Source organism: Sciscionella marina DSM 45152 (assembly GCF_000379465.1).
Taxonomy (GTDB): Bacteria; Actinomycetota; Actinomycetes; order Mycobacteriales; family Pseudonocardiaceae; genus Sciscionella; species Sciscionella marina.
In genome coordinates this window covers 111940-138306 of record NZ_KB905392.1, presented here as the reverse complement: position 1 = coordinate 138306, position 26367 = coordinate 111940, and the positions used below count along the sequence as shown (strand labels likewise).

Below are 26367 nucleotides of genomic sequence, written 5' to 3'. Positions count from 1 at the left end.
CCGGATCGGAGACGTGATGAAACCAAGCGGTATCGAGATGTCCGAGGTGTCCGTCCGGTTCGACACACCTGACGGTGCGGTGCACGCGGTCGAATCGGTGACCGAGCACGTGCCCGACGGCAGTTTCGTCTCGGTGGTCGGACCGAGTGGCTGCGGGAAGTCCACGCTGCTCGCGGTGATTTCCGGGCTACAGCGGCCGAGTTCGGGCGCGGTCGCGATCGGCGGGAAGACGGTCACCGGGCCGGATCCCTCGATCGGAGTGGTGTTCCAGGAGGACTCCACACTGCCCTGGCGCACCGTGGAGGACAACGTCCGGTTCGCCATGCAGTGCAACGGGGTCGGCAAGGGGGAACAACGCAGCCGGGCACGCGAGGCGATCGAACTAGTCGGCCTCGCCGGATTCGAGAACGCTTACCCCACAACGCTTTCCGGCGGGATGCGGCAGCGGGTGGCACTGGCCCGCACGCTGGCGGTGGAGCCCGAGGTGGTGCTGATGGACGAGCCGTTCGCCGCGCTCGACCAGCAGACCAGGATCTTCCTCGGCGCGGAGGTACGGCGGATCTGGGAGCGCACCGGGCAGACCGTCGTGTTCGTGACCCATGATCTCTCCGAGGCGATCCTGCTCTCCCAGCAAGTGTGGGTGATGTCCTACCGGCCGGGCCGGATCCTCGAGGTGGTCGGGGTCGACCTGCCCGCACAGCGCGATCCGGCGATCGTGTCCAGCCATGAGTTCAACGAACTGCACAACCGGATCTGGTCGGTGCTGCAGGCCGAGTCGATGCGCGGGTTCCAGCAACAGGAAGCCGCGCGGGCATGACACTGCGGCTTACCGAACGAGCGGAAACCGTTGCGCGGCAACCGGTCAGTCGGCGCCGATGGCTGGGCAAGGGGGCCACGAGCGCGGTGGCGACCGCGGTGCTGATCGTCGTGCTCGGGCTGATCTTCCAGGCCTGTTCCGCGCTCGGTCTGTGGAGCGAGGCCGACGTGCCCGCCCCGTCCACAGTACTCGCCGAATTCGGGCGGCTGCTCGGAACCGGCGAATTCTGGGGCGACCTCGGGCGTACCGCGCTCGAAGTGCTGCTATCCATCGTGTTCGGGTGCACGCTCGGGCTGTTCGCCGGGGTGCTGTTCTGGAAACTGCCGAGGGTCGGGCGGGCCTTCGAGCCCTATCTGGTCTCGTTCTACGCGGTGCCGCTCGTGCTGTTCTACCCGGTGATGATCGTGCTCGTGGGAATCAACGCGAGTTCGGTGGTCATTCTCGCCTCGGTGATGGCGATGATCCCGATGGCGCTGAACACTACGGTCGGGCTGAACGGGATCCCGCCGGTGTACCTGAAGCTCGCCCGCTCGGTCGGGGCGGGGCCGCGGCGCATCCTGTTCTCGATCGCGCTGCCCGCGGCCGGTCCCTTCGTGCTCGCCGGGCTGCGGATGGGCGTGGTGTACTCGCTGATCGGCGCGATCGCGATGGAGTTCACCACCGCACAGGCCGGGCTCGGGTACCGGATCCGCTATCTGTACGAGACCTTCGAGAGCGAGCAGATGTTCGGCTACATCTTCGCGGTACTCGTCCTGTCCTGCGTGATCACGCTTTCCCTGCAGGGCGTGGAACGAGTGCTGTCCACGGGAGGCCGCCGATGACCGTCCATGCGCCGAACCGGGGCGGGATGCCGAAACGGTTGCTGGACAACCAGTTCGTGGGCGGGCTGGCTCTGTTCATCGTGGTGATCCTCGCCTGGCAGCTGTGTTCGAGCCTGACCTTCGTGATCCCGGCCCCGGTCCGCACCCTGGAGGTGCTCGGGGCGAACCTCACCGACGCCTCGTACATCTTCGATCTCCGGGTGACCGCACAGTCGGTGTTCCAGGCGTTCCTGATCGGCACCCTGCTCGGCGGGCTGATCGGGCTCGGGCTCGGTCTTTCCGAACGGGCGCGGCTGTGGTTCGAACCGCTGCTGGTGATCCTGAACGGGATCCCGAAGATCGTGCTGTATCCGGTGCTGCTTCCGCTGTTCGGCCTCATCGGGGCGAAGGTCGCGATGGGCGTGCTGTTCGCGTTGTTCCCGGTGCTGATCAATGTGGCCACGGGGGTGCGCGAAATGCCGCGGGTGTACTGGAAACTCGCCTCGGCTGTGCAGGCGAACCCGTGGCAGAAGCTGATCTACGTGATCCTGCCCGCGATCCGGCGCCCGCTGCTGGCCGGGCTCCGGCTCGCGGTGAGCCTTTCGGTGGTCGGTGTGGTGCTCTCGGAGTTTTTCGCCACCCGCAGAGGACTCGGCCGGGTCGTGCTGCAGTCCTACAACCACGGCGACTATCCGGTCATGGTGGCTACCGTGGTGCTGCTCATCGCGGTCGCCTTCGTGATCTCGATCCTGTTGTGGCGCTGGGAAAAGAGGCTGCGCTGATGGCACGTGTCGAAGACGGGACGCTGCTCGCCGGGCAGGGCCGGTTCGCCGCGGACGCGGCCGAGGGCGCGCACCAGGTGGTGTTCGTGCGCTCGACCGAACCGCATGCCGACATCCTCGGCATCGACACCGCCGCTGCCCGCGCCATGCCGGGAGTGCTCGGCGTGTACACGGCGGCGGACCTCGGCCTGGACGGGGCGCGGCTTCCGGTGCTGACCACGCCCAACCCGGCCTTCGCGGAGGCGACCGGTTTCCAGATGGCCGAGCAGCGGATTCCCTTGCTGGCCACCGAACGCGTGCACTATGTCGGCCAGCCGATCGTCGTGCTGATCGCCACCGACCGGTACCGCGCGGAGGACGCGGCCGAGGCGGTAACGGTGTCCTACCGGGGACGCGCACCGGTCACCGACGCGGCCACCGCGCTCGAAGCGGAACCGCTCTATGATCACCTGGCGGACAACGAGATCGCGCGTATCGGATATTCGTTCGGTGACCCGGAGAACGCGTTCGGGCGCGCGCATCGTGTGGTGTCCGGGGAATACCGGATCGGTCGCCACGGGGCGGTGCCGCTGGAAACCCGTGGCGCGGTGGCCCGTCCGGACCGCAGGTTGCGGCGGGTGGACCTGACCACCTCCACCCAGATACCGCACCTGGTGCGCAACGCCGTCCGCACCGTCACCGGCTGGGCCGAGCACGAGATCGTGGTGCACGTTCCCGATGTGGGCGGCGGTTTCGGCACGAAGGCCAACGTGTACGCCGAGGAGATCGTACTCGCCGTGCTGGCCAGGCAGACCGGCTTCGACCTCGCCTGGATCGAGGACCGCCAGGAGCATCTGCTCTCCGCCGCCCAGGGCCGCGATCAGGTGCACCGCACCCGGCTCGCGGTGGACGGGCAGGGCCGGATCCTCGCCTGGGGCGACGAGTTCCTCGTCGATGTGGGAGCGGGAAGCCTGTGGGTGGCCGGAATCGTCGCGAACACCGCGGTGCATGCGCTCGGCCCATACCGGATCCCCGCGGTGCGGATGTCCGGGCGCGCGGTGCTGACCACGAAGACGATCGTCGCGCAGTATCGGGGCGCCGGACGGCCCGAGGCGGCCTTCGCGCTCGAGCGGACCCTGGACGCGGCGGCCGCCGAGCTCGGGATCGGGACCGCGCGGATTCGCGAGATCAACCTGCTCACCGATACGGATCTGCCTTATCCGCGCCCGATTCCGTACCGGGACGGCGAACCGATCGTCTATGACGGCTGGGATTACCGCGCCTGCCTGACCAAGGTGCGGGACCTGCTCCCGGAGACCGAACGCGAACGGCTGCGTGCCGAGCATCCCGGCGCCCTGCTCGGCTACGGCCTCGGCTGCTATCTCGAGGCCACCGCGCGCGGACCGTACGAGACCGCGCGGCTGCGTGTGCTCGACGACGGCGCGGTGGAACTGGCCACCGGGGCCGCGGCCGCCGGGCAGGGGCACGCCACCGTGTTCGGCCGGGTCGCCGCGACGGCGCTCGGCATTCCGGAGGACCGGGTGCGCTACCGCCCCACCGATACCGAACGGCTGCCCGATGGCATCGGCACCTTTGCCAGCCGTTCGGCGGTGGTCGCCGGATCCGCGGTGCACAACGGCGCGATGCGGCTGCTCGATCGTGCCCGTGCACTCGCGCAGGAGGTGCTCGGCGGTCCTGTCGAATACGCGGGCGGGGTTTTCCGCCGCGGGGAAGCCGAGATCGGACTCGGCGGGATCGCCGCGCACACCCGCGGCGATCCGACGGCACTGGACGTGACCGAGACCTACCGGCCGCGGACCGTGACCTGGACGATGGGCGTGCACGCGGCGATCGTGGCCGTGGACCGGCGCAGCGGAATGCTCAGCGTGCTACGGTACGCGGTCGCGCACGAGGGCGGTAACGAGCTCGACCCGGAGATCGTGCGCGGCCAGATTCTCGGCGGTGTGGCACAGGGAATCGGTGGAAGCCTGTTCGAGGAGTACGGTTACGCGCCCTCGGGCCAGCCGCTGTCCACCACGTTCGCCGCCTACCATCTCCCACTGAGTACCGATGTGCCGAACGTGGCGGTCGCCCACCTGCACGTGGACACCCCGGACAATCCCATCGGGGCCCGCGGTGCGGGGGAGAGCGGCACGATTGCGGCCTATCCGGCGATCGCCGCCGCGGTGGACGACGCGCTCGGCGGCCGGATCCACTGCGCCGCGACACCGCTGGACCCCGGGCTGATCCATGGCGCACTGCGGAAGGCGGCGGTGCTCGCGTGAAACCCGCGGAATTCACCTACTACCGCCCGGAATCCGTCGGCGAAGCGTTGCACGGGCTCGCCACCCTCCCGGATCCGAAACCCCTGGCAGGCGGGCAATCCCTGCTCACCCTGATGAATCTGCGCCTCGCACGTCCGGCCACGCTGCTCGACATCGGCCGGTTCACCGAACTGGCCCGGGTCTTCGACGACACCGAGGCGCTCGTGCTCGGCGCGCTGGTGCGGCATCGCACGTGCGAGACCGATCCACTCGTCGCCGCGCGGGCACCGCTGTTGCATGCCGCGGCCGGGCACATCGGGCACCTCGGCATCCGGAACCAGGGCACGATCGGCGGTTCGCTGGCCCACGCCGATCCCGCGGCCGAACTGCCACTCGCCGCGGTCACCCTCGGCGCGACCGTGCACGTGGAATCCGCGACCCGCGGCAAACGCGCGCTGTCCGCCGAGGAACTGTTCGTCTCCTTCTACGCGAACTCCCTGGAACCCGATGAGCTGATCACCTGGATCACGGTGCCCGCGATCCGGCCCGGGCAGGGCTGGGGATTCGTGGAATACGCGCGCCAGCACGGGGATTACGCGCTCGCGGGCGCCGGGGTGTTGCTGAGCCTGGATGCGCGCGGGCGGATCGCCGGGTTGCGCATCGGGTTGCTCAACGCGGCCGACCGGCCACTGCTCTTCGATGAGCGTGAGGGAACCGCCCCGGTACTCGGTGAGCTCCCCGAACCGCGGCTGTGGGAAGGCCTCGGCTGGCGGCTCGCGGCGCTGAGCGAACCCTCGCATCCGGACACCGAGTACGTGAAAGCCTTGTGCGCCAGCGCGATCAGCGAGGCGGCGGAGGCGGCGACCGAGCGGGCGGGGGAAAACACATGACAGAGATCCCGATCGAGGTGATGGTGAACGGCACCCGGTTCCGCCGCACCGTGGCGGGCCGACTCAGCCTCGCCGACTTCCTGCGCGAGGAACTGCGGCTCACCGGTACCCACCTCGGCTGCGAACACGGTGTGTGCGGGGCGTGTTCGGTGCTCGTCGACGGGCGCAGTGTGCGGGCCTGCCTGATGCTTGCCGCGCAGGCGGACGGCAGGGAGGTCACCACGGTCGAGGGGCTCGGGGCCGAAGCGCGCCCGCTGCGCGAATGCCTGGCCCGCAGGCACGGCCTGCAGTGCGGGTTCTGTACCCCCGGATTCCTCATCACTGCGACGGAACTGTTGCAGGACAACGAGTCCGGGAAGCCACTGACCGAGGACGGCGTGCGCGAGGCCCTCTCCGGCAACATCTGCCGGTGCACCGGTTACCAGGGCATTGTGGAAGCGGTACTCGAAGTGGGCAACGATACGGAAACGAGGGACGACGCATGACCGTAGTGCTGATCGAGGACATCGGGGTGCTGGTCCCCGGAAGCCCGGACCGGTCACCGATCAGGGACACCACGTTGCTGATCGAGGACGGGATCATCGCCGGAATCGGTGCCGATCACCCCAGCCCGGACCGGGTGCTCTCCGCAGGCGGGCTCGATGTCATCCCCGGCCTCGTGGACGGGCACGTGCACCCGACCTTCGGGGAGTGGACCCCGGCGCAGAACAGCACCGGCTGGATCCACAACTATCTGCACGGCGGCACCACATCCATGGTGTCCGCGGGAGAACTGCACATCCCGGGACTGGATTTCACCGCCCTGACCCCGGAACTGGTGCTCTCCATCGCGATCACCTCCAAACACACCACGGGCCGGGCGCGTCCTTCCGGGGTGAAGGTCGATGCCGGAACCCTGTTGCTCGTACCGGGGATGACCGAGGAACATTTCGACCGGGCCGCCGCCGAGGGCATCGATCAGGCCAAGTTCATCTTCTACGACTGGAACCGGCTGCCCGATGGTGAAGCCGTGCACTACCGGAAATGGGCGCGGGAGCGGGGAATCACCGTCAAGCTGCACTCCGGAGGTGTCTCGCGCTCCGGTTCGAGCCGGGTTGCCGGGTTCGAGATCGCCGAGACCGTGCGGCCCGACGTCATCGGGCACATCTCGGGTGGACCGATTCCCGCGCCGGACGCGGACATTCTCCGCATGGCGCGCGAACTCCCGGATGTCGCCCTCGAGGTGTGCAGCTCGATGAACCACCGGGCCACCAAGCTGGTGGTGACCGAACTGATCGAACAGAACGCGGTCGCCCGGCTCACCCTCGGCACCGACACACCGGGCGGAACCGGGGTGATTCCGCGCGGGATGCTGCGCAACATCTGTTTCCTCGCCTCACTGTGCGGGCTCGACCCGGTCGCCGCGGTGGCCTCGGCCAGCGGGGTGACCGCCCGGGCACACGGGCTGGACACCGGGGTGCTCGAACCCGGTGCACCGGCCGATCTGCTCGTGCTCGGCCCGATCACCGGATCGACCGGCGAGGACGTGCTCGAATGCTTCGCGCTCGGTGATCTTCCCGGGATCGCGGCGGTGTTCGTGGACGGTGCACCCCTCGTCGCGCCGCGCAGCGAGCAGACCCCGCCGCCGAAACGCGGTCTGCGCTGGCGCTGAGCCAGCTGGCGACGTACCGCTAGGTGGTGAAGCGGCGCACCGAGTGCACGTCCCCGATACTGCGGTAATCGGCGACCTTCACGTTCTGCCCCTCGGTCGGGGCGTGCACGACCTTGCCGCCGCCGATGTAGATCCCGTCATGGCTGGCGGAACTGTAGTAGAACACCACGTCCCCGGGACGCATCTCGCTTTCCGAGACGGAGCGGCCGAACCCCACCTGGGACTGGGTCCCCGCGGGCACCGAGACGCCCGCCTGGCGGTAGGCCCACGCCACGAGCCCGGAGCAGTCGAAGGTGGACGGTCCTTTCGCACCGAACACGTAGGGGGATCCCTGCTTGCCCAGTGCCGCGTTCACCGCCGCGATCGCGGCACCGGAACCGGCCAGCGGTCCGACATCGCTGTCCGGACCCGCGTAGTCCGCGCGCTGAGCCGAGCTGAGCGAGTCGTACTGGCTGCGCACCTTGGCGATCTCGGCGTCCATCGCCTTCTTACGGGCGACCAGCCGGGCGCGCTGTTTCCCGGCCTCGGTGACCGCATTCGTGGCGCGGTCCCGTGCGGCGCTCGCCTGCCGTTGCCCGTCCTCGGCGGCCGAGGTCGCCGCGGAGAAGGCGTCGAACGCGGACTTCTTGTCATCGGCGAGGACGTTCAGCGCGGAGGCCCGGTCCAGCAGGGCGCGGGGCGTTTCGCTGGTCATCAGCACGGACACATTGCTCAGCGGGGTGCCCTCGTAGGCCGAGGCGGAGAGCCGGTCGACCTTGCCCCGCAGTGCCTCCTGGCGTTGCCGCGCCTGGGCGACCGTATTCTCGGCCGCCGCGGTGTCCGCCTTGGCCCGACGCAGCTCGTCCTGGTGCGCCGCGTAGTTCTCCTTGGCCTGCTTGACCTGCTCGGTGACCACTTCGGCGCGCTTGGCGAGCTCGCGCAGTTTGCCCGCCGCGTCACCCGGCTGCTGTGGATCGGCGCTCGCGGAGGTCCCGGCGACCAGGGTCGTGGACAGCACCGTCGTGGCCAGCAGAACCGCGTAACCGGTACGCCGCCGTGCCGCCGAACGTTTTTCCTTCGCCGCCATGCACATCACTCCGTGGGCTACCGGGGTTTATAGGCTCTCTACTAACTGGGTTAGTAGATCTGGCGGCACAGCCTAGCAAGCGGGTCCGGCCGGGCACCGCCCGGTCTCCCGGCAGGTGCGGGGGAGTCCGATCGGCCGTCCGGCCGATGCGGCGCGCGGCGGGGCGGTGATCGCGGTCACGGGTCCGGGGTAGCGCGTGGAACCGGGGGCCAATCCTAGCGGCGGGGAAGTATGCGCCGAGCCCGCCGAGGCCCTGGCGCCGGGGCACATGCCAGGGCGGTGCGATTCCTGCGCGGTGGTTGGGGAGTTCCGCAGAGATCTTTTTGCAGAACTTTCTCTGCAAAAAGATCTCTGCGATCGGTCTCCGCCACCCGGCCGCTCGGTATCGCACCCGCTCCGGGTTACGGCATACTGTCGGCGCGGATGTCATGGCAGGTGGGTTCGGCCGCTGTGCTGGGCGAGCGATGGTGACGAGCGTCAGCGAGGAGACATCGTGAGCGAGAAGGAATGGCTTGGCGAGCGCTATCGGCTCGGCGAGGTGATCGGGCGCGGTGGCACCTCCGAGGTGCGGCACGCCCAGGACACCCGGCTCGACCGGGAAGTCGCGATCAAGCTGTTGCGCCAGGATCTGATCCACGATGAGACGCTGCGCTCCCGGTTCCGCCGCCGTGCCGAGCACGTGGCCGTCCTGACCCACCCGGCGATCGTGGCCTGCTATGACGCGGGGGAGACCAGCGAGGCCGGGGAACCGAGCACGGCCGAGGAAGAGGGCACGGCCGAGGAAGAGGGCACGGCCGAGGGCACTCTGCCGTACCTGGTGCTGGAGTACGTCGACGGCCGTACGCTGCGCCGGATCCTCGCGGCCGAGGGTCCGCTGCCACGACGGCGGGCGCTCGAGATCGTCGCCGATGTCTGTGTGGCGCTGCAATTCGCGCACCGCAACGGCCTCGGGCACGGTGCGCTGAGCCCGTCGAAGGTGATGCTCGACAAGAACGGTGCGGTGAAGGTGCTCGACTTCGCCATGGTGTCCGGCGCCGGCGAGGCGGGCGCCGATGTGGACGTGAGCGAGGATGTGTACGCCGTGGGCGCCCTGCTGTTCGAGCTGCTGGTCGGGGTGCCGCCGGAGGCGGGTGGTCCACCGACGAGCTGGCATCGGCTGCTCGGCCCGCGGCTGGACGCGATCGTGCGCACCGCGCTGGCGGGCAATCCCGCCGAGCGCTACCAGTCGGCGTCCGTACTGCGCTCCGCACTGATGGAGGTGCTGGCCGAGACACCGCCGCCCGATCCAGTGCGGCGCGGATCCGGCGCGCGCCCGGCGCGCGACCTGGTGGTGGTGTCGGCGCGGCGCAGGAAACCGATCCTGCTCGGACTGCTCGGTGTGGTCGTGCTCGTCGGTGTGGTCTGGTTGGTCGGCACGGTGTTCGGTTCGTCGGGGGAGGAGCGGGTCACCTTGCCGAAGCTGGACGGCAAGCCACAATCCGCGGTCACCGAGCAGCTGCGGCAACGGGGGCTGGTCCCCCGCCAGCGGCCCGTGCCCTGCCAGCCCGGCGCCGGTGGGGCTCCGGCTCCGTGCGAGACCGGGCAGGTCGGCACGGTGTTGCGCACCGATCCGCGGCCCGGCGCCACGCTCGCCCCGGACAGCCCCGTCACGGTCTATGTCGGGGCGCCCGCCCAGCGGGTGGAGGTTCCCTCCGATCTGAACGGGCAGACTCCCGAGGCGGCCACCGGCGAGCTGAAACAGCTCGGGTTGCGGGCGGTCACGGCTCCGGACCGCACCCCGGTCAGTGATCCATCGCTGGTCGACCGGGTGGTGCGGGCCGACCCGAGTGCGGCGGCGAACATCGACAAGGGTTCGACGGTCACGTTGACGATCGGGGCCGCTCCGCCACCGCCGAGCAACACGCCCCCGCCCGGCGATGAGAAACGCGGGGAGAACGGTGAAGGCACCTATGTCTGCACCCCGGACAAGCTTTCCTTCGCCGCGTGTAACCCGGATACTCTCGGCCAGATCGAGCATTACCCGACCTACGACTCCGGATAGGCACCGCGAAGGCAGCCGCGTCGTGCGTAGACGGGACGGTTCACCCGGCGCTCGGGCGATCCGTGTCCTGCGTCTCCCAGGTGATGATTCCGACCTTCACCTCAACCAGCCATCGGCGCGAACCGGTGCGATTCATCCGTGCGTCGAAGGAACGGTCGTGGCTCCAGCGATCCCGGTAAATCATCGACCGTCGAAACCGCGGGTCGCAGAAAGCGCCCGATATCAAGGAGAATGTCCTCCAGATCGTGGGTGGGCGGTCCGCCGATCCGGTTCGGCGACCAAGAGCGTATGACTCGGTACTACGCGTCAAAATGTGAAGTCCACAATGAAGACTTCTGCCACGGAAGTCTTTGCTGTATCCGTTGTGCAGCTTTTGTGCGGACCCGGGTGGCAGCTCCGGGACGGAAAATCACCGGGGCCGGTGATGCGCTCCGGCGCGGCCCCGGCCTGCTCGTCGCCGCGAGTACGCTTTCACCAGGTCGTGCCCGCCGCCGTAGCCGACAAGGACGAGCCCATGCCTGATGAACAGAAGCTCCGTGCCCTGCTGGAAAAGCTCAGCCTGGACCGGAAAGTGCGGTTGCTCACCGGTGCGGACTTCTGGAGCACGCACGCCGAACCGGCCATCGGGCTGCGGCGGATGGTGCTGTCCGACGGCCCGTCCGGAGTGCGCGGGGAGACCTGGGACGAACGCTCGCCCTCGCTGAATCTACCCTCGGCGAGCGCGCTCGCGGCGAGCTGGGATCCCGGGGCCGCTTACCGATACGGCACCGCGCTCGCCGCCGAGGCGTGGCGCAAGGGAGTGCACATCGTGCTCGGGCCGACGATCAACCTGCACCGCAGCCCGCTGGGCGGCAGGCATTTCGAGGCTTTCTCCGAGGATCCGCTGCTGACCGGGAGAATCGCCGCGGGCTATGTCCGCGGACTGCAGGACCACGGTGTCGCGGCGAGCCCGAAACACTTCGTCGCCAACGATTTCGAGACCGAACGGTTGACCGCCTCGGTCGCTCTCGGCGAACGCGCCCTGCACGAGCTGTACCTCGCACCGTTCGAGACCGTGGTCACCGAGGCGGGCAGCTGGCTGGTCATGTCGGCCTACAACGCGGTGGGCGGCACCACGATGACCGAGCACCCGCTGCTCGAGGATCCGCTGTGCCGGGAATGGGGTTTCGACGGGGTGGTCGTCTCCGACTGGCAGGCGGTGCGCAGTACCGAGACCAGTGCCCGCGCCAGGCAGGATCTGGTCATGCCCGGGCCGAAGGGCGCCTGGGGTGCTGCCCTCGTCGAAGCGGTCGCGGACGGCCGGGTTCCCGAGGAGGCGGTGGACGAGAAGGTACTGCGGCTGCTCCGGCTGGCCGCGCGGGTCGGTGCGCTGGAAGGCGGGGAACCCGTCGCGGCCGCGCCCTCGGTCGACGGCCGCGCGTTCGCCAGAGAGCGGTGTGTGGACGGCATGGTGTTGCTGCGCAACGACAATGAACTGCCCTGGTCCGATACCGGACCGCGATCGGTCGCGCTGATCGGCGAACCCGCGGCGTGGCCACGTACCCAGGGTGGCGGCAGCGCCACCGTGCTGCCCGAACAGGTCAGCAGCCCGCTCGACGGCCTGCGCGCGGCGCTGGGGCCGGACCGGCTGCGCTTCAGCCGCGGAGTTCCGGTGCAGGAGGGGATCGCCGAACTGCCGCTCGATTCGCTGACCGATCCGGTTTCCGGGGAACCCGGGCTGCGGGCCAGGTTCCTCGACGCGACGGGAGGCGAACTGCGCACCGAGAACCGCCGGTCTCCCGCGCTGCGCTGGCTGGGCAACGCACCCGACGGCGCGGTCGTACTCGAACTGCGCACCCGGTACCGGGCGCAGGACTCCGCCCGGCCCGGGATCGCCTGTGCCGGCCGGGTGGAAGTGCACGCCGACGGGAAAACCGTGTTGGACACCGAACTCGCCGTCGATGCGGACAATCCGGCGGCGGCCCTGTTCGAGCCACCGAGCGCGATCATCCCGCTCGCCCTCAACGCCGGAAGCGAGGTGGAGCTCACGGTGCGGTACACCATCGGCGAACTGTCCGGGACCTTGCACGCGCTGGCGATCACGCTCGGCACCGAGACGGCGGTCATTCCGGTGGCGGACGGCATCGCGGCGGCGGTCGACGCGGCACGTGAGGCCGAGACCGCGGTGGTGTTCGTCGGCACCAATACCGAGGTGGAAAGCGAGGGCCACGACCGGAAGAACCTCGCCCTTCCCGGCGCGCAGGATGAACTGGTGCGCGCGGTGGCCGCGGTCAACCCGCGCACCGTGGTCGTTGTCGAGGCGGGCAGCCCGGTGCTCATGCCCTGGCGCGCGGAGGTCGCCGCGATCCTGCTCGGCTGGTTCGGTGGCCAGGAATTCGGGGCCGCGCTCGCCGATGTGCTGCTCGGCGCGTCCGAACCGGGCGGCCGGCTGCCGACCACCTGGCCGGGCGCCGAGGCGGATGTCCCGGTGCTCGATGTCACGCCGGTCGACGGCGAACTGCGTTATCCGGAGGGGGTGCACATCGGGTACCGCGCCTGGCTCGGATCCGGCCGTGAGCCCGCCTGGCCTTTCGGGCACGGTCTCGGTTACACCGGTTTCTCCTTCGACATCATCCGTGCCGATTCCCCGATCACCGGGGGAGAACCGGTCACCGTCCAGGCCACCGTGACCAACACCGGTACCCGTCCAGGGAAATGCGTGGCGCAGGTGTACGCCGCACGAACGGAGTCCACTGTGGACCGTCCGGCGCGCTGGCTCGCGGGATTCACCGTGCTGCACGCGGATCCGGGGCAGACCGTGACCGTGGACATCCCGGTTCCCGCCCGCTCCTTCGCGCACTGGGACCAAGGCTGGCGCTATGAACCGGGGGAGTTCGAGCTGCTGCTCGGCCGCTGCGCGACGGATCTGCCGCTGGCCACGACCGTCACCGTACGGTAGCCGCACGCCACGGTGATCACTTCCGGCTGGTCACGGTGACACCGAGGACCACAACGGCACCCCCGAGGATCTGCAGCGGGGTGACCTGGTCGCCGACCATCAACCAGGCGATCAGGATGCCGAAAACCGGGATCAGGTTGAGAATGTTGACCGCGGTGCTGGGCCGGAGCCGGGTCAGTCCGTGGGCGTAGCAGCCCATCCCGGCGATGGAACAGATCACCGCGAGCAGCAGCAGGCTGGTCATCGTGGCCGTCGGGGAGTGTGGTGCGTGCCAGTCGCCGATCTCGATCAGCGCGAGCGGAACGAAGGCGAGCGCACCGACGCGCACCTGGTAGTAGACGATCTGCGGAGTGGGGTAGCGCCCGGCCACATCCCGGGTCGCGAAATTGTAGAGGGCCCATACGATGCCGCTGACGATCAGCAGGATGTCCCCGAGCAGCCGGGCGTGACCGCCGGTCCCGTTGAACCCGACCACGAGGAAGACACCCGCGATCGCGAGCACGATCCCGGCGAGCTCGCGGGGTGGCGTCCGGCGGCGGTGCAGGATCAGGTCGAGCAGCGCGGTGAGGGCCGGATAGGAGGCGACGAGCAAGGCCGCATCGGTCGGAGTGGCCAGCTCGATGCCGAAGTTCTCGATGCTGAAGTACAGGGTGAATCCGAGGATGCCGCCGAGTGCGAGCCGCCGGCGATCCGTGCGGGACGGTTCCGGATAACGCTTGATCCAGTGCGCCCACACCGCGAGGATCGCGGCGGCGATGGCGAACCGGATGAGCCCGATCGTCAGCGGAGGCACATCGCGGAGCGCGACCTTGGTGAAGGTGTAGGAGGCCGCCATGATCAGCGCCGCGACGACCACGCTGAGGAACGCGATGCCGTTGCCGGTGGACCGGGAATCCGGCGGATCGGGTTGTCGCGTGCTCGGGGGGCTCGCTTCCGGGTCTTCGGCTCTGCGGTTCGGCGGCACGAGGTCGGTCTCCGGGGCTGTGGTCGCGGATGGATCGCCCAGATGGTCGTACAGGGACTGGACTTCGGTCAACGAGTCGCACCGGCGCGGCGGCCGGGTGTGAGCCGGGTCGATCGTGCAATCGCGTTGCACGGTGCCGTCCTGGAACGTTTGATGCCGCCTGCGGTGCGGAGATGGCAGCTTGGAAAGCGTGACGCAGCCGAACCCTCGTTCCCTTTCCCTTGCCGCACATACGGTCCCCGCCGGGCGATCCGCTGATCGGAGCCAGCTGCGGACTGCCGTGTACATGCTGGTCGTGCTGACCGCGGGCGCCTATCTGCCGAGCCCGCTCTATCCGGGGTACCAGGCGATGTTCGGGATCGGCGATCTGCTGATGACGGTGGTGTACGCGACCTTCGCACTGGTCAGCGCGCCCGCACTGGTGTTGTGCGGCTCGGTCTCCGATGCGGTGGGGCCCCGGCTGGTGCTGCGGGCGAGCCTGCTGCTGGCGGCGCTCGGCTCGGCCTGTTTCCTGTTCGCCTCGGGGCCTGCGTGGTTGCTGGCCGGGCGGGCTGCGCAGGGATTCGCCCTCGGGGCGGCCACCGGTGCGGCGGGTGCGCTGATCAGTGCGCGCAGCGGTGGCCGCCGGGCGGGCAGCGGGGCAGTGCTGGCCAGTATCGCGTTCGTCTCCGGTACCGCTGCCGGACCGGTCGCGGGTGGTTTTCTCGCCGAGTACGCCCCGGCTCCGCACCTGGTTCCGTTCGTGCTTCACCTGGTGCTGCTCGGATTCGGGTGGTGCCGGGTGGCTGGCCTCGATGCCTCGGTGCCCGCGGCACTGCGGTGGAAACCGGCGTTACCGGAGGTTCCCTGTGGGATGCGCCGGTTGTTCGCCACGGCCGCGGCGAGCGGATTTCTCGCCTGGACGGTCGCCGGTCTGTTCCTCGCCGTGATCCCGACCCTGCTCACCAGGACCATGCAGGCCGGTACCGCCCTGGTCGGCTGTGTCCTGGGGGCGGTGCTGATCTGTTCGGTGCTGACCCAGCCGTTCGTGCCGCGGATCGGAACCCGGGCGGCGCAGCTGTCCGGGCTCGGCGCGCTTCTGGTGAGCCTCGGTCTGCTCGCCGCGACCGCCGGTGGCTCGGTAGCGGTCACTCTGATCGCGGCCGTGGTCGCCGGGTGCGGGCACGGCCTGGCCTACGGCGGGGCGGCGAGTGCCATCGATGTCGTCGCCCCGGCGGACAAGCGCGGCGCCATCACCGGTGCGCTGCACCTGGCCTTCTATCTCGGTGCGGGATGTCCCGCGGTCGTGGTCGGCCTGATCACGCTCGGGCATTCACTGGCGACCGCGACCACTTGGGTCACCGCGGGCACCGCCGCGCTCGTCCCGATGGTCGCCGTGGCCGTCGTGCTCGTCGCCCAGCCGAGGATCGCGCTCGTGACGGGGAATACCGTGCTCCGTTAGGCGGTGGCCCGCGCCCGGCAGGGCGCACCGGTGTGCCTATTCGTTCCCGCGGCGGTGATGATCGAATCGAGCCGGTCCCTGGTGCGGGCCAGATCGGTGATGCAGCTGTTGAGGCGGTTCCGTTCCGCGGCCAGCCGCTCGAACAGCACGGGAGCGGCACGGCCGTCCAGCACGCACGGCATGAGTTCCACGATCGGTGACGCGCATCCCTTGAGGCGACTGGAATTGAAGTGACCCGGTACGGTCAGTGGCCGGTCTGGTCGTCGGCGATTCGGACGAGCACACTGCGTTCGGCAGGCCAGGCGATCTCGGTTGGCCTGCCGATCTGGATCTCGCGGTCCTCGTCGTGCGAGATCCAGAAGGAGCAGCGTTCCCCGGAGGGGAGGGTTCCGGTGCACAGCACACGATCGCCGAGGAACACCTTCTCGGTGACCGTGATCGCGAAGGTGTTCCACTGCCGGGCCGGGTCGGGGATCAGATGGGCGTCCTCGGGGCGCAGCACGACCCGGAGTCTGTCGCCCGGACTGACCCGATCCGTGGCGCTGCCCCGAATCGGCTGCCCGCAACCGGCGCGGGTGGTGACGTGGCCGGGCGACACGTCGAGGCAGTGCACGTCGAGGAAAGTGGCGGCGCCGACGAAACCGGCTACGAAGTCATCGGCCGGTCGCTCGTAGATCTCGCGGGGGCTGCCGATCTGGCGGACCCGGGCATCGCGCATGACGACGGTACGGTCGCTGAGCCCGAGCGCTTCGTCCTGATCGTGGGTGACGTAGATGATGGTGGTGCCGACTTCCTGGTGCACCCTGCGCAGTTCGGCCTGCATCTGTTTGCGCAGGGACCGGTCGAGCGCGGACAACGGTTCGTCCATGAGCAACACCGGCGGTTTGTGCACGATCGACCGCGCCACCGCGACGCGCTGCTGCTGGCCGCCGGAGAGCTGTCGCGGGTAGCGGTCGCGCAGCTGCCCGAGACCGACGATCTCGAGTGCCTCCTCGATGCGTTTTTTCGCCGCGGGCCGGGCCTTCCGGCGGACCTTGAGCGGGAATCCCACGTTTTCCGCGACGGTCATGTGCGGAAAGAGCGCGTATCCTTGCAGCACCATGCCGAGGTTGCGTTTGTGCGTCGGCAGCCGGGTGATGTCGCGTTCGGCGAGGGCCACCGAACCGACGTCCGGGGCCTCGAATCCGGCGATGATGTTGAGCGTGGTGGTCTTGCCCGAACCGCTCGGCCCGAGCAGGGACACGAATTCTCCTTGGCCGACCGAGAGATCGATGTCCCGGACCGCGGTGACGGCGCCGTAGTTCTTGCCGATACCGGTGAGGGTGAGCGAACCGGCGGTGCTCTGACAACTGGTGGACATGGACGGAATCCCTACAGTCGGATCTGGATATCGGTGCGTTTTCGCGACCACCGCACGAGCAACAGGGCGGCGAGCAGGAGCACCAGCGTGACGACCGTCAGCACGGTCGCCGCCACCGGTACGAGCGGATTCACGTCGTAGGTGATGCTGTTGAACATCTGCACCGGCAGGGTCGGAAGCGTGTCACCGGCGATGAACAGGGCGATCACGGCCTCGTCGAACGAGGTCATCAGCCCGATCAGGGCTCCGGCACCGACCGCGGGTGCGATGATCGGGAGCACCACACTGCGAAAGGCGGTGAACGATCCGGCTCCGCAGACCCGCGCCGCGCGCACCAGGCGGAAATCGAAGGTCTGCAGTGCCGCGGTGACGGTCAGCACGACGAAGGGTATCTCCAGCACGGCATGGGTGGCTGCGACCATCCAGAGGTTCCCGACCAGATGGAACCGCAACAGGATCAGATAGGCGCCGAGCCCGAACACCACGATCGGGATCATCATCGGCAGCATCAGGGTGGATTCCACGAGGTTCTTGAACCGGGAACGTCCGCGGACCAGCCACCAGGAGGCGGCCACCCCGATCGGCAGCGAGATGAGCACGGAGACGAGTGCGACATTCAGGCTGCGTTGCAGCGCGGTTCGCCACTGCATGTCCGCGAAGAATTCCTGGAAATAGCGGGTGGAGAATCCCGGTGGCGGGAATTCGAGGAACTGGCTGGTGCTGAACGCGAGCGGGATCACCACCAGGCTCGGCACGATCAGGAACAGTGCCAGCAGGCAGGCGTAGACGGTGTTGATCGCGCGCAGCAGTTTGGAGTCCATGTCACCGGTACCTCCGTTCCAGGCGGCCGACGAGCCGGAACAGCACGAAGCACGCCAGAGCCACCACGGCGAGCACGGCACCGATCGCCGCGCCGAACCCCCAGTTGGTCGCGGTGTTGATCTGTACGCTGATGAGCTGGCCGACCATCATGTCCTGTGGCGAACCGACGACGGCGGGAATGATGTAGTACCCCAGGGTCGTCACGAACACGATGATGGATCCCGAAGCGATTCCGGGCAGCATCAACGGGAGTGAGACCCGGAGGAACCGGGTGACCCGGTTGGCACCGCAGATCGCCGCTGCGCGTTCCAGTGCGGGGTCCAGTCTGCGAATGTTGTCGTAGAGTGCCAGCAACATGTACGGGACGCCGTACTGGGTCATCGCGATGATCGTCGCGGTACGCGTGTGGGCCAGCGAGCCGTCGGCCCCCATGAGCCCGATCGCGTGCAGTGCCTCGGGAATCGGGCCACCCTTGCCGAGCAGTGCAAGCCAGGCGTAGGCGCGGACGATGACGCTGAAGAACAGGGTGCACAGGACCGCGCCGAGGAACAGGTTCCGCAGGCGCGCCCCCGCTTTCGCGACGAACATCGCGTACGGCAGCGCGAGCACCAGGCTGATCACGGTCACGATCAGCGAGACGGACAGGCTGCGCCCCAGCACGCCGAGCGCGAGCGAGGAGGTGAAGACATCCCGGATGTGGCTGAGTCCGGCCGGTGCTTCGGTGAACGCCGTCGAGAGGACGAGCACGGTCGGGATCAGGAAGACCGGGATGACCAGTGCGAGCGCGGGAAGGGTGAGCAACCAGGTGCGTTCCCGGCGTCGTTTGGTGTCCGGGCTGCGTGCGGTGCTCGGCCGGGTCGTTGCCGTTGTCATGGTGTTCATGCGCTTGCCCAGGTGTTCCATTTGTCGGTGGCCTCGTCGAAATTCTTGGCCCACCACGAGAGATCGATCGATCCGACTGCCTTGGCGAGATGGGCTGGTTCGAGGTTGAGCCACTGGCGTTCGGCCGGGCTCATCTTCCGCAGAGCGGTGTGCGTTGTCGGGCTGTACCCGGTCGCTCGGGATCTGCCGACGATGACGTCGGGACGGTTCATGTAGCGCAGTAGCCGGACCGTCTCGTCTTTCTGCGGATCGTTGGCCGCGACCACGTCGTATCCACCGTCCTGCAGATTGTCCTGCCATTCGAGCGCCACCGGTTTACCGGCGCGCGCCACCGCCGCGGCGCGGTTGTTCCACGCGAACGCGAAGGGAGCGGTACCCGCCGAGAGTTGTTGTTGCAGCTCGGCACCGGAATTCCAGAACGTCAGCGAACCCTTGATCGAATCGAGTTTGCCGATCGCGCGATCGATGTCGAGCGGATACAGGTCCCGATAGGGGACGCCGTCGCCGAGCAGCGCTATCTCCAGCATGCCGAAGGGCCAGTTGTAGATGCTGCGTTTGCCCGGAACCGCGCGCGGATCGAGGAATTCGCTCCACGAGCGCGGGTGTCTTCCGGGATGATCGGTGCGGTAGGCGATGGCGAAACAGTAGCTGCCGCTGGCGATTCCCCACGGCAGGACGGGTTTGCTGCCACCGGGAAGCTCGATGTAGTCGTGCACGTCTCCGGTGACGACCTCGTTGCCGATATTCGCCCACCACTCCTGGTGCTGGAAGGTGTACCAGCCTTCGAAGTCGATCCAGTTCCAGGTGATCCGGTCGTTTTTCTGCTGCGCTCGATAGCGGCCGTAGTCGACCGGCGCGGTCACCCGGACCGGAATGCCGGTCATCTTCTGGAACGGGGTGGCGACCAGTTTCTGATAGCCCTCGCCGGTGGTGCCGCCCCAGGTCACCATGGTCAGGGTCTGCTTGCCCGAGGTGGCGGTCATCCCGCAGGCCGACAGGGCGGTGCCGCCGAGCAGCGCGGCGCCACCGCCCAGAAATCCCCGACGTGTCACCACCATGGTCATTCGCCCCGGCAGTGCTCGTCGATCGCCCTGCGCAGGGCGGCCTGGCTGGAGACGGCGGCGGGAACCCCGGCGTAGACCGCGATCTGGCGGAGCACCGCGGTCAACTGGTCCGGGGTGACCCCGTTCCGCAAGGCGCCCTTGGCATGGGCCTCGAACTCGTTGACCCGGCCGAGCGCGGCCGCGATCGCGAGCACGACGAGGCTGTGCTGTTGCCGGCTCAGCCGTTCGTCGGTCCAGATCTCACCCCAGCAGTAGGTGGTGAGGAATCGCTGGAACTCGACGGTGAGGTCATCGGCGTGGGCCCCGGCCTTGTCCACATAGTCCGCGCCGAGCACGGTCCTGCGGACCTTCATTCCGGCGTCGTGGATGTCCTGGCCGTCAACAGTCTCGGACATGGTCGAGAATCTCCTTGGTGATGAGGTCGGGAATTTCCGACAGAATCGAATGCCGTACTCCGGGGAACACCACGTGTCTGCCGGTGCGCACGCTTTCGGCGATGCGCCGGGTCATCTCCGGTGGCGAGCCGATATCGAGTTCTCCTGTCATGGCAAGGGTCGCGGCGGTGATCGTGCCGAGCTCGGCGGCCAGATCCGTGGTGGCCAGCACGCGGTACGCGCGGGCGTAGGAATCCGGGTCCAGCGCGGCCATCCGGGCCAGTGTCCGGTCCCGAACCTCGGGGTGCGCGTGCAGGTATTCGGCCGAATACCACCGTTCGACGCTTTCCTTGGCGACCGCCTCGGGGCCATCGTTCTCGATCCGGTCGAGCCGGTCCAGGACGGCGGCCCGCTGCTGCGGTGTGCGGCCCGCTACCGCGGAGATCGTCACCAGGCTCCGTACCCGCTCCGGATGGCGCGCCGCCAGGCGCTGGGCGATCAGCCCGCCGAGGGAGAATCCGATGACGTGCGCGGCCTTGATCCCGAGGTGATCCATGACTTCGAGCTGATCGGCGGCGAAGTCGTCGATGTCCCAGGTTCCGGCGGGAGAGTGCGAACGGCCGTGCCCGCGCAGATCCTGGCGTACTACCGGGGCGTACAGGGTCAGCTGTCCGGCGATGGCGTTCCAAGAACCCAGATCGCTGCCGACACCGTGGATCAGTACGCAGGGCGTCGCCTCGTTGCCCGGTGACTCGAAGAGGGTGTGTATGCCGGGTGCCGGGCTCATCGGGGTTCCCCGGTGGCGAACGCCGGGATCACCTGCTCGGCGAACAGTTCCAGGCTGCGCATCTCGAGTTCGTGCGGTACGCCGAACGTCGCGCCGTACAGGAAGACGTCGGTACCCGCCTGTTCGTACCGGTGCAGTTTCTCGATCACCTGGGACGGTGTCCCGAAAACCAGGTTCTGCCACAGTTCCTCGGCTGTCGGCGGCTGTGTTCCCGGCTTCTGGTACGGATGTACGAAGCCCTCGTGCACCTCACCGTCGGACTGGAACAGCGAGTTGAAGTACGGCTCTCGGGCGAGCGCGGCGTCGGGGCCGACCTCCCACTGCCCCGGATCCTCGTACACGAATGCGTCCCGCAGCGTCATCATGCGCGGCACATGCCCGTTTCCGACCGAAGCGACGGCCTTGTCCAGCCGTTCGCGCAACGAGACCACTTCCTCGAAGGGCATGTTCAGCGGTGCGACCATGACGTTGCAGCGTTCCCGGACCGCCAGTTCGAACAGTTCCGGGTGACGGGCGGAGATCCACAGGGGCGGACCGCCGGGCTGGGTCGGCCTCGGTGTCGACGTCGTCGCGGGAAAGCTGTACTTGGCGCCATCGTGGGCGTAGTCGCCCGCCCAGAGTCCGCGCAGCGCGGGCACCAGCTCGGCCAGGCTTTCCCGCGCGATTTCCGGGGCGATTCCGCCGGCCATGCGGGCGAACTCGTAGGTGTAGGCACCGCGCCCGATGCCGAGTTCGAGGCGGCCGTCACTGAGCAGATCCACCAGTCCCGCTTCGCCCGCCAGCCGGACCGGGTGCCAGTAGGGGGCGCACAATACCGCCGTACCGAGGCGGATCCGCTCGACGCGCTGCGACCACGCCGCCAGTTGCGCCAGCGGGTTCGGCGCCATCGTCAGCTCATGTCCATGGTGTTCGCCACAGAAGACCGTGTCGAATCCCGATCGGTCCGCGAACTCCACGATTTCATTGGCGCGGTCGCGTAATTCCGCGGTGGAGATCCGCGCGTCGATACGGCCGAGATCGAGCATCAAAGCGAACTTCATGATGACCCTTCGTCGTCGTCGTCGTCGTCGTTGTCGTTGTCGTTGGGTTCGGGTGCCGGGCTCCGGGATCTGGTCAGCCGGAGAGCTGCACGACGTTGCCGCTGAGTTCGGTGCCGGAGTAGATGCCGAACGTCGGCCCCTCCCGCTCCCGGGCATAGCGCCGCAGAATGGAGCGCTCCACAGTGGACGCGATCCGGCTCAGGGTCGTCTCGGTCAACGGATAGAGCGAGGCGCGGTCGGAGTCCAGCCGCCCCTTTCCGGTGGTCGAGCGGTAGACCATGGTCAGCCGGCCGGAGGTCTCGGAGTTGTAGGCGGAGTAGAGAAACTCGATGGTCATCGGCGCTCCGACCAGGGCAGTTCCTTCCCGGCAGAGGCTGCGCTCACTGAGCTGACGGGCGTGCACCGGCGCCGTCGGGATGGCCAGCCGCCCATCCGGCAGGTGGGTGAGCGCGACCGATCCCTGTGGTGTCTCGACGATCCAACCGGCGCGGATGGCCTGGCCCTCGCCGCCGGAGTCGGCGAGTTGCGGGGCGGGGGCGAAGCTGACGAACCGGCCCTGATGGAACGCCAGCGGCTGCCCGCCGCGCTCGGCGTAATCGGTGACGGCACCGAACAGCACGGCATGGTCGCCGATATCGATCGTCTCGGCCCTGCGGCATTCGATCCATGCGGTGGCGGCCCGCAGTATCGGGTGCCCGAGCGGGCTCTGGTCGACTTCGATCCCGTCGAACTTGTCCGAGCGCTTGCTCGCGAACCGGGTGGCGAGTTCCTGGTCCTCGGCGCCGAGGATATTGATCACGTAACCACTGGCGGCGGTGAACACCGGGAAGCTCGCGGCGCGGTTGTCCACGCAGACCAGTACCCGTGGCGGGCGCAGGGAGACGGAGGTGAACGAGTTCACCGTGATCCCGCGCCACGAACCGTCTTCGGCGCGGGTGCTGACGATGGTGACCCCGGTGACGAAGGTTCCGAGTGCCTGACGCAGGGCCCGTAGTTCGGATTCGGACAGCTTGCGATGCGGATCAGCCACGGTTCCTCCTCATTGAAGAACGGTCAACAGCTGTCTTACAGGTGACAGTAGCAAGCAGTTGTCAGATAGAACAAGAGTTGAGAAGATGCGGAGATGACGAGCTACTCGCTGCGCGCGATCGAGCGGCCACCGGCATTGATCCGGGATCAGGTTGCCGCCGAGTTGCGCCGCGCGATATCGAATCTGGAGCTGCGGCCCGGTCAGATGCTGGTCGAGCGGGAACTGTGCGAGAGCACCACCGCGAGCCGGGCCACCGTCCGGGAAGCCCTTCGCCAGTTGCAGAGCGAAGGACTCGTGGTTTCCTCCACCGGTCGCGGCAGCTTCGTGGCGACACTGACCAGGGACGAGGCGCGGGAAATCTACGAGGTCCGGGAGGCACTGGAAGGCCTTGCCGGTTATCTGTTCGCCGAGAACGCGGACCAGCACGATCGGGACGCCCTCGAATCGGCCTGCGCCGAGGTCGCCGATGCGGTCCCGGAAGTCGTGGATGTGCTGCGGGCGAAAGCGCGGTTCTACGAAGTGCTCATGGCCGGTAGCCGGAATTCGGAACTGAGTCGCCAGTTGCACGGAATGAACATGCGGGCGACCCTGGTGCGGTCGCTTTCGCTCGCGCAACCCGGCCGGACCGACCAGATGATCAAGGAAATTCGCGCGATCGTGAAAGCGGCCGTTACCGGGAAAGCCGAACGAACTCGTGAGCTGTGCGCGCAGCACGTACGCAATGCGGCGCAGGCCTACAACGAGGCCGCCGACCAGATGTCTTCCTGAATCATCCGTGCCGCAATGACGCGCCGAGAAAAGGAATTCCTCGTATGACATCGCACAATCGAGTTCGTAATGCGCGGGGCGCCGCCGATTTCGACCAGGAGTGGTCGATGCTCATCGGTGGTGAGTATTCCGGTTCCGGAAACACGCGCACGGTCGTCGACCCGGGAACGGGGGAACGGCTCGTCCAGGTTCCGGAGGCGGATGCCGGCCACGTGGACGCGGCGGTGCGCGCCGCCCGGGCGAGTTTCGAGGACGGCCGGTGGGCGGCGAAACCGGCTCCGGAACGGGCCAGGGTGCTGTGGCGCCTTGCGGACCTGATAGACGAGTACGCGGATGATTTCGCGCTCGCCGAAAGCCTCGATCAGGGGATGCCGTACCACAAGGCGCGCCAGGGCATGGTTCCGGAAGCGGCGCGCTGCCTGCGGTACTACGCCGGATGGGTGGACAAGATCTCGGGGCGTTCGGAGCGCCTGCACACCGGCAACGGCACCTATCACGCCTACACCGCGCGGCATCCCATCGGCGTGGCGGGGCTGATCATTCCGTGGAACTCGCCGCTGCTGATGGCCGCGTGGAAACTCGGTCCCGCGCTGGCGGCCGGCTGCTCGGTCATTCTCAAGCCCGCCGAACAGACCCCGCTCACCGCGCTCATGCTCGCCCCACTGCTGGAGGAAGCAGGGTTTCCCTCCGGGGTCGTCAACATCGTCACCGGCGACGGAGCCGTCGCCGGAGCCCGGCTCGCCGAGCATGAGGGAGTCGACAAGATCGCCTTCACCGGATCCACCGAAGTCGGGCGGCTGATCGTGCAGGCCGCCCTGGGCAATCTGAAAAAGGTCTCGCTTGAACTCGGCGGAAAATCACCGGTGATCGTCTTCGGGGATGCGGACCTGGACAAAGCCGTCGAGGGAGCGGCGGCGGCGATCTTCTCGAACTCCGGGCAGATCTGCACGGCGGGCTCACGGTTGTTCGTCCACGACTCCATCTTCGACACCGTCACCGAGGCGGTGGCCGAGATCGGCCGCGGGATCCGGCTCGGATACAGCCAGGACGCCGGGTCGCAGATGGGCCCGGTGATCTCGCAGGAGCAGCGCGACCGGATCCTGGGATACATCGAAGCCGGTGTCGCCGACGGTGCCACGGTGCTCAGTGGCGGGGGAAGCCGCGCACCCGGGTATTTCGTCGAGCCCACGGTACTGACCGGAGTGGACGCCTCGATGGCGGTCGCCCGCGAGGAGATCTTCGGGCCGGTACTCGCCGCCCAGCGCTTCACCGGCGAAGATTCGGTCGTCGCGGCGGCCAACGACACCGAATTCGGGCTGGCGGCCTCGGTGTGGACCCGTGATATCGGCCGCGCGCACCGGGTCGCCGGCCGGATCCGCGCCGGCCGGGTCGGGATCAACGTGCACGGTCTCGCCGACGTCACCATGCCCACCGGCGGCTTCAAACAATCCGGCTGGGGCCGGGAACTCGGACCGGATGGCCTCGATCTGTTCCTCGAAACCCAATCCGTGTTCAGCGAAATCGGCCACTGATCCGGAAATCGACCGTGATCCTCAGCCTGGCGTGCCCTCGGCCGCGAGCTGCGGCATGACCTCCGCCGCGAAGAGCTCGATGTGGCCGAGGTCGGCGAGATCGAGGATCTGCAGGTAGAGCCGGTCGATTCCGGTGCGCTCGCGCCACCGGCCGATAGCGTCGACCACCTGCGCCGGTGAGCCGGCCAGTGCGTTGGTCCGCATGTTCTCCGGAGCCGCCGCGGGCAGGGCGCGCTCGGCGATCTCGGCGTCGGTGCGGCCGAGAGCCAGTGTCTGCCCGATCGACCGGGGCAGGTTCGCCGGTTCCCGCCCGGCGCTGCGGCAGGCGGCGTCCACCCGCTCGAACTGTTCGACTGCGGTGTCGATCGAGGCGAAGGTCAGATTGAACTCGGCGGCGAAGCGGGCGGCCAGCGCGGGTGTGCGCCGCGGCCCGTATCCGCCGATGATCACCGGCGGTCCGGGTTGCTGCACCGGGCGGGGCAGTGCCGGGCAGTCGGTGAGCGTGTAATGCGTGCCCGCGTAGGAGAACCGTGCACCGGGCGGGGTCGCCCACAGTCCGCTCAGGATCTCCAGCTGCTCGGTGAACCGGTCGAACCGTTCGTGCACGGAGGGGAACGGGATGCCGTAGGCCGCGTGCTCGGCGGCGAACCAGCCCGCGCCGAGACCGAGCTCGATCCGGCCGCCGCACATCTCATCGGCCTGGGCGACGGTGATGGCGAGCATGCCCGGCAGCCGGAAGGTCGCGGCCGTGACCAGGGTGCCGAGCCGGATCCGCGTGGTCTCGCGCCCCAGCGCGGACAGCGTGGTCCAGGCGTCGGTGGGGCCGGGCAGACCCTCGGATCCGTCCATGGCCAGCACGTGGTCGGAACGGAAGAAGCCCTCGAAACCGGTTTCCTCGGCCAGCCGGGCGACCCGCAGCAGCTCGCTGTAACCGGCGCCCAGCTCGGGTTCGGTGAAGATTCGGAAGTCCACGGCCACCAAGCTACGCGCGCCGGATCAGTGGGTGCCGACGATGCGCAGGCGATCTCGGCGTAGTGCTCGCCGACGTTCGCTGGGGACCAATGGCCCTCCTCGT

Annotated in this window: 24 protein-coding genes; 12 read left to right on the top strand and 12 right to left on the bottom strand. The window is 68.4% G+C overall.

Annotated elements, in window-relative coordinates; all coding sequences use genetic code 11:
- Window positions 1-16: 16 nt before the first annotated feature.
- Genes A37U_RS0117475 through A37U_RS0117445 form a run of 7 tightly spaced genes read left to right on the top strand, consistent with a single transcriptional unit; the run spans window position 17 to window position 7183 of the window.
- Window positions 17-817, top strand: coding sequence for an ABC transporter ATP-binding protein (locus A37U_RS0117475; RefSeq protein ID WP_020497952.1), 801 nt, complete (start codon window positions 17-19; stop codon window positions 815-817).
- Window positions 814-1638 carry an ABC transporter permease gene (locus A37U_RS0117470; RefSeq protein WP_020497951.1) on the top strand — a complete coding sequence of 275 codons (825 nt, stop codon included), beginning with the start codon at window positions 814-816 and terminating at the stop codon, window positions 1636-1638. The genes A37U_RS0117475 and A37U_RS0117470 overlap by 4 nt, the downstream gene beginning before the upstream one ends.
- The gene (locus A37U_RS0117465; protein ID WP_020497950.1) at window positions 1635-2399 is read left to right on the top strand and encodes an ABC transporter permease; all 765 of its coding nucleotides are present in this window, start codon (window positions 1635-1637) and stop codon (window positions 2397-2399) included. The genes A37U_RS0117470 and A37U_RS0117465 overlap by 4 nt, the downstream gene beginning before the upstream one ends.
- Window positions 2399-4663, top strand: a complete 2265-nt coding sequence (locus tag A37U_RS0117460) for a xanthine dehydrogenase family protein molybdopterin-binding subunit (protein ID WP_020497949.1) — start codon at window positions 2399-2401, stop codon at window positions 4661-4663. The genes A37U_RS0117465 and A37U_RS0117460 overlap by 1 nt, the downstream gene beginning before the upstream one ends.
- Window positions 4660-5532 (top strand): FAD binding domain-containing protein, encoded by an 873-nt coding sequence (locus A37U_RS0117455; RefSeq protein WP_020497948.1) that lies wholly within the window; start codon window positions 4660-4662, stop codon window positions 5530-5532. The genes A37U_RS0117460 and A37U_RS0117455 overlap by 4 nt, the downstream gene beginning before the upstream one ends.
- The gene (locus tag A37U_RS0117450; protein WP_020497947.1) at window positions 5529-6017 is read left to right on the top strand and encodes a (2Fe-2S)-binding protein; all 489 of its coding nucleotides are present in this window, start codon (window positions 5529-5531) and stop codon (window positions 6015-6017) included. Before A37U_RS0117455 ends, A37U_RS0117450 begins: the two co-directional genes overlap by 4 nt.
- The gene (locus A37U_RS0117445) at window positions 6014-7183 is read left to right on the top strand and encodes an amidohydrolase family protein (RefSeq protein WP_020497946.1); all 1170 of its coding nucleotides are present in this window, start codon (window positions 6014-6016) and stop codon (window positions 7181-7183) included. Before A37U_RS0117450 ends, A37U_RS0117445 begins: the two co-directional genes overlap by 4 nt.
- Before the next feature lie 19 nt (window positions 7184-7202).
- On the opposite strand, the gene A37U_RS0117440 is transcribed toward A37U_RS0117445, so the two are convergent.
- Complete coding sequence (locus A37U_RS0117440; protein WP_020497945.1) at window positions 7203-8249, bottom strand: C40 family peptidase; 1047 nt, start codon at window positions 8247-8249, stop codon at window positions 7203-7205.
- Between the two features lie 493 nt (window positions 8250-8742).
- Between A37U_RS0117440 and A37U_RS0117435 the strand changes: the two genes are divergently transcribed.
- Window positions 8743-10290, top strand: a complete 1548-nt coding sequence (locus A37U_RS0117435; RefSeq protein ID WP_020497944.1) for a protein kinase domain-containing protein — start codon at window positions 8743-8745, stop codon at window positions 10288-10290.
- Between the two features lie 514 nt (window positions 10291-10804).
- Window positions 10805-13228: a beta-glucosidase family protein gene (locus A37U_RS0117425; protein ID WP_020497942.1), complete on the top strand. Its 2424-nt coding sequence runs from the start codon at window positions 10805-10807 to the stop codon at window positions 13226-13228.
- A 16-nt stretch (window positions 13229-13244) separates the two neighbouring features.
- On the opposite strand, the gene A37U_RS44125 is transcribed toward A37U_RS0117425, so the two are convergent.
- Window positions 13245-14264 (bottom strand): DMT family transporter, encoded by a 1020-nt coding sequence (locus A37U_RS44125; protein ID WP_169526892.1) that lies wholly within the window; start codon window positions 14262-14264, stop codon window positions 13245-13247.
- 118 nt (window positions 14265-14382) lie between these two features.
- Here A37U_RS44125 and A37U_RS0117415 point away from each other — a divergent pair, with 118 nt between their 5' ends.
- Window positions 14383-15633: an MFS transporter gene (locus A37U_RS0117415; RefSeq protein WP_205622952.1), complete on the top strand. Its 1251-nt coding sequence runs from the start codon at window positions 14383-14385 to the stop codon at window positions 15631-15633.
- Here the strand turns inward: A37U_RS0117415 and A37U_RS44120 are convergent.
- From A37U_RS44120 to A37U_RS0117370, 9 genes are all read right to left on the bottom strand, one after another.
- Window positions 15630-15824 (bottom strand): hypothetical protein, encoded by a 195-nt coding sequence (locus A37U_RS44120; protein WP_051111664.1) that lies wholly within the window; start codon window positions 15822-15824, stop codon window positions 15630-15632. The two genes, A37U_RS0117415 and A37U_RS44120, sit on opposite strands and share 4 nt — an antisense overlap.
- Before the next feature lie 53 nt (window positions 15825-15877).
- Window positions 15878-16993, bottom strand: coding sequence for an ABC transporter ATP-binding protein (locus A37U_RS0117405; RefSeq protein WP_020497938.1), 1116 nt, complete (start codon window positions 16991-16993; stop codon window positions 15878-15880).
- A gap of 11 nt (window positions 16994-17004) precedes the next feature.
- Window positions 17005-17814, bottom strand: coding sequence for an ABC transporter permease (locus A37U_RS0117400; protein WP_020497937.1), 810 nt, complete (start codon window positions 17812-17814; stop codon window positions 17005-17007).
- 1 nt (window position 17815) lies between these two features.
- The gene (locus tag A37U_RS0117395) at window positions 17816-18688 is read right to left on the bottom strand and encodes an ABC transporter permease (RefSeq protein WP_157182880.1); all 873 of its coding nucleotides are present in this window, start codon (window positions 18686-18688) and stop codon (window positions 17816-17818) included.
- A 5-nt stretch (window positions 18689-18693) separates the two neighbouring features.
- Window positions 18694-19755, bottom strand: coding sequence for an extracellular solute-binding protein (locus A37U_RS0117390; RefSeq protein ID WP_040587967.1), 1062 nt, complete (start codon window positions 19753-19755; stop codon window positions 18694-18696).
- Between the two features lie 2 nt (window positions 19756-19757).
- Window positions 19758-20156 (bottom strand): carboxymuconolactone decarboxylase family protein, encoded by a 399-nt coding sequence (locus tag A37U_RS0117385; protein ID WP_020497934.1) that lies wholly within the window; start codon window positions 20154-20156, stop codon window positions 19758-19760.
- Entirely contained in the window at window positions 20140-20922 is a 783-nt protein-coding gene (locus tag A37U_RS0117380) for an alpha/beta fold hydrolase (protein ID WP_020497933.1), read from the bottom strand. The genes A37U_RS0117385 and A37U_RS0117380 overlap by 17 nt, the downstream gene beginning before the upstream one ends.
- The gene (locus A37U_RS0117375) at window positions 20919-21962 is read right to left on the bottom strand and encodes an LLM class flavin-dependent oxidoreductase (protein ID WP_020497932.1); all 1044 of its coding nucleotides are present in this window, start codon (window positions 21960-21962) and stop codon (window positions 20919-20921) included. The genes A37U_RS0117380 and A37U_RS0117375 overlap by 4 nt, the downstream gene beginning before the upstream one ends.
- 73 nt (window positions 21963-22035) lie before the next feature.
- Window positions 22036-22992: a flavin reductase family protein gene (locus tag A37U_RS0117370; protein WP_020497931.1), complete on the bottom strand. Its 957-nt coding sequence runs from the start codon at window positions 22990-22992 to the stop codon at window positions 22036-22038.
- A gap of 93 nt (window positions 22993-23085) precedes the next feature.
- Between A37U_RS0117370 and A37U_RS0117365 the strand changes: the two genes are divergently transcribed.
- Entirely contained in the window at window positions 23086-23760 is a 675-nt protein-coding gene (locus A37U_RS0117365) for a GntR family transcriptional regulator (RefSeq protein ID WP_020497930.1), read from the top strand.
- 44 nt (window positions 23761-23804) lie between these two features.
- Window positions 23805-25292, top strand: a complete 1488-nt coding sequence (locus A37U_RS0117360; protein WP_020497929.1) for an aldehyde dehydrogenase family protein — start codon at window positions 23805-23807, stop codon at window positions 25290-25292.
- Between the two features lie 21 nt (window positions 25293-25313).
- Here A37U_RS0117360 and A37U_RS0117355 read toward each other — a convergent pair whose 3' ends face one another.
- Window positions 25314-26264 (bottom strand): LLM class F420-dependent oxidoreductase, encoded by a 951-nt coding sequence (locus tag A37U_RS0117355; protein WP_020497928.1) that lies wholly within the window; start codon window positions 26262-26264, stop codon window positions 25314-25316.
- Window positions 26265-26367: the final 103 nt, after the last annotated feature.

Excerpts from the sequence above, each read along its gene's own strand:
- A37U_RS0117445 (WP_020497946.1), top strand. The coding sequence starts at position 6,014 with ATGACCGTAGTGCTGATCGAGGACATCGGGGTGCTGGTCCCCGGAAGC.
- A37U_RS0117365 (WP_020497930.1), top strand. The coding sequence starts at position 23,086 with ATGACGAGCTACTCGCTGCGCGCGATCGAGCGGCCACCGGCATTGATC.
- A37U_RS0117360 (WP_020497929.1), top strand. The coding sequence starts at position 23,805 with ATGACATCGCACAATCGAGTTCGTAATGCGCGGGGCGCCGCCGATTTC.
- A37U_RS0117465 (WP_020497950.1), top strand. The coding sequence starts at position 1,635 with ATGACCGTCCATGCGCCGAACCGGGGCGGGATGCCGAAACGGTTGCTG.
- A37U_RS0117470 (WP_020497951.1), top strand. The coding sequence starts at position 814 with ATGACACTGCGGCTTACCGAACGAGCGGAAACCGTTGCGCGGCAACCG.
- A37U_RS0117400 (WP_020497937.1), bottom strand. The coding sequence starts at position 17,814 with ATGGACTCCAAACTGCTGCGCGCGATCAACACCGTCTACGCCTGCCTG.
- A37U_RS0117475 (WP_020497952.1), top strand. The coding sequence starts at position 17 with ATGAAACCAAGCGGTATCGAGATGTCCGAGGTGTCCGTCCGGTTCGAC.
- A37U_RS0117405 (WP_020497938.1), bottom strand. The coding sequence starts at position 16,993 with ATGTCCACCAGTTGTCAGAGCACCGCCGGTTCGCTCACCCTCACCGGT.
- A37U_RS0117395 (WP_157182880.1), bottom strand. The coding sequence starts at position 18,688 with ATGACAACGGCAACGACCCGGCCGAGCACCGCACGCAGCCCGGACACC.
- A37U_RS0117390 (WP_040587967.1), bottom strand. The coding sequence starts at position 19,755 with ATGGTGGTGACACGTCGGGGATTTCTGGGCGGTGGCGCCGCGCTGCTC.
- A37U_RS0117450 (WP_020497947.1), top strand. The coding sequence starts at position 5,529 with ATGACAGAGATCCCGATCGAGGTGATGGTGAACGGCACCCGGTTCCGC.
- A37U_RS0117425 (WP_020497942.1), top strand. The coding sequence starts at position 10,805 with ATGCCTGATGAACAGAAGCTCCGTGCCCTGCTGGAAAAGCTCAGCCTG.
- A37U_RS0117385 (WP_020497934.1), bottom strand. The coding sequence starts at position 20,156 with ATGTCCGAGACTGTTGACGGCCAGGACATCCACGACGCCGGAATGAAG.
- A37U_RS0117440 (WP_020497945.1), bottom strand. The coding sequence starts at position 8,249 with ATGGCGGCGAAGGAAAAACGTTCGGCGGCACGGCGGCGTACCGGTTAC.
- A37U_RS0117380 (WP_020497933.1), bottom strand. The coding sequence starts at position 20,922 with ATGAGCCCGGCACCCGGCATACACACCCTCTTCGAGTCACCGGGCAAC.
- A37U_RS0117375 (WP_020497932.1), bottom strand. The coding sequence starts at position 21,962 with ATGAAGTTCGCTTTGATGCTCGATCTCGGCCGTATCGACGCGCGGATC.
- A37U_RS0117460 (WP_020497949.1), top strand. The coding sequence starts at position 2,399 with ATGGCACGTGTCGAAGACGGGACGCTGCTCGCCGGGCAGGGCCGGTTC.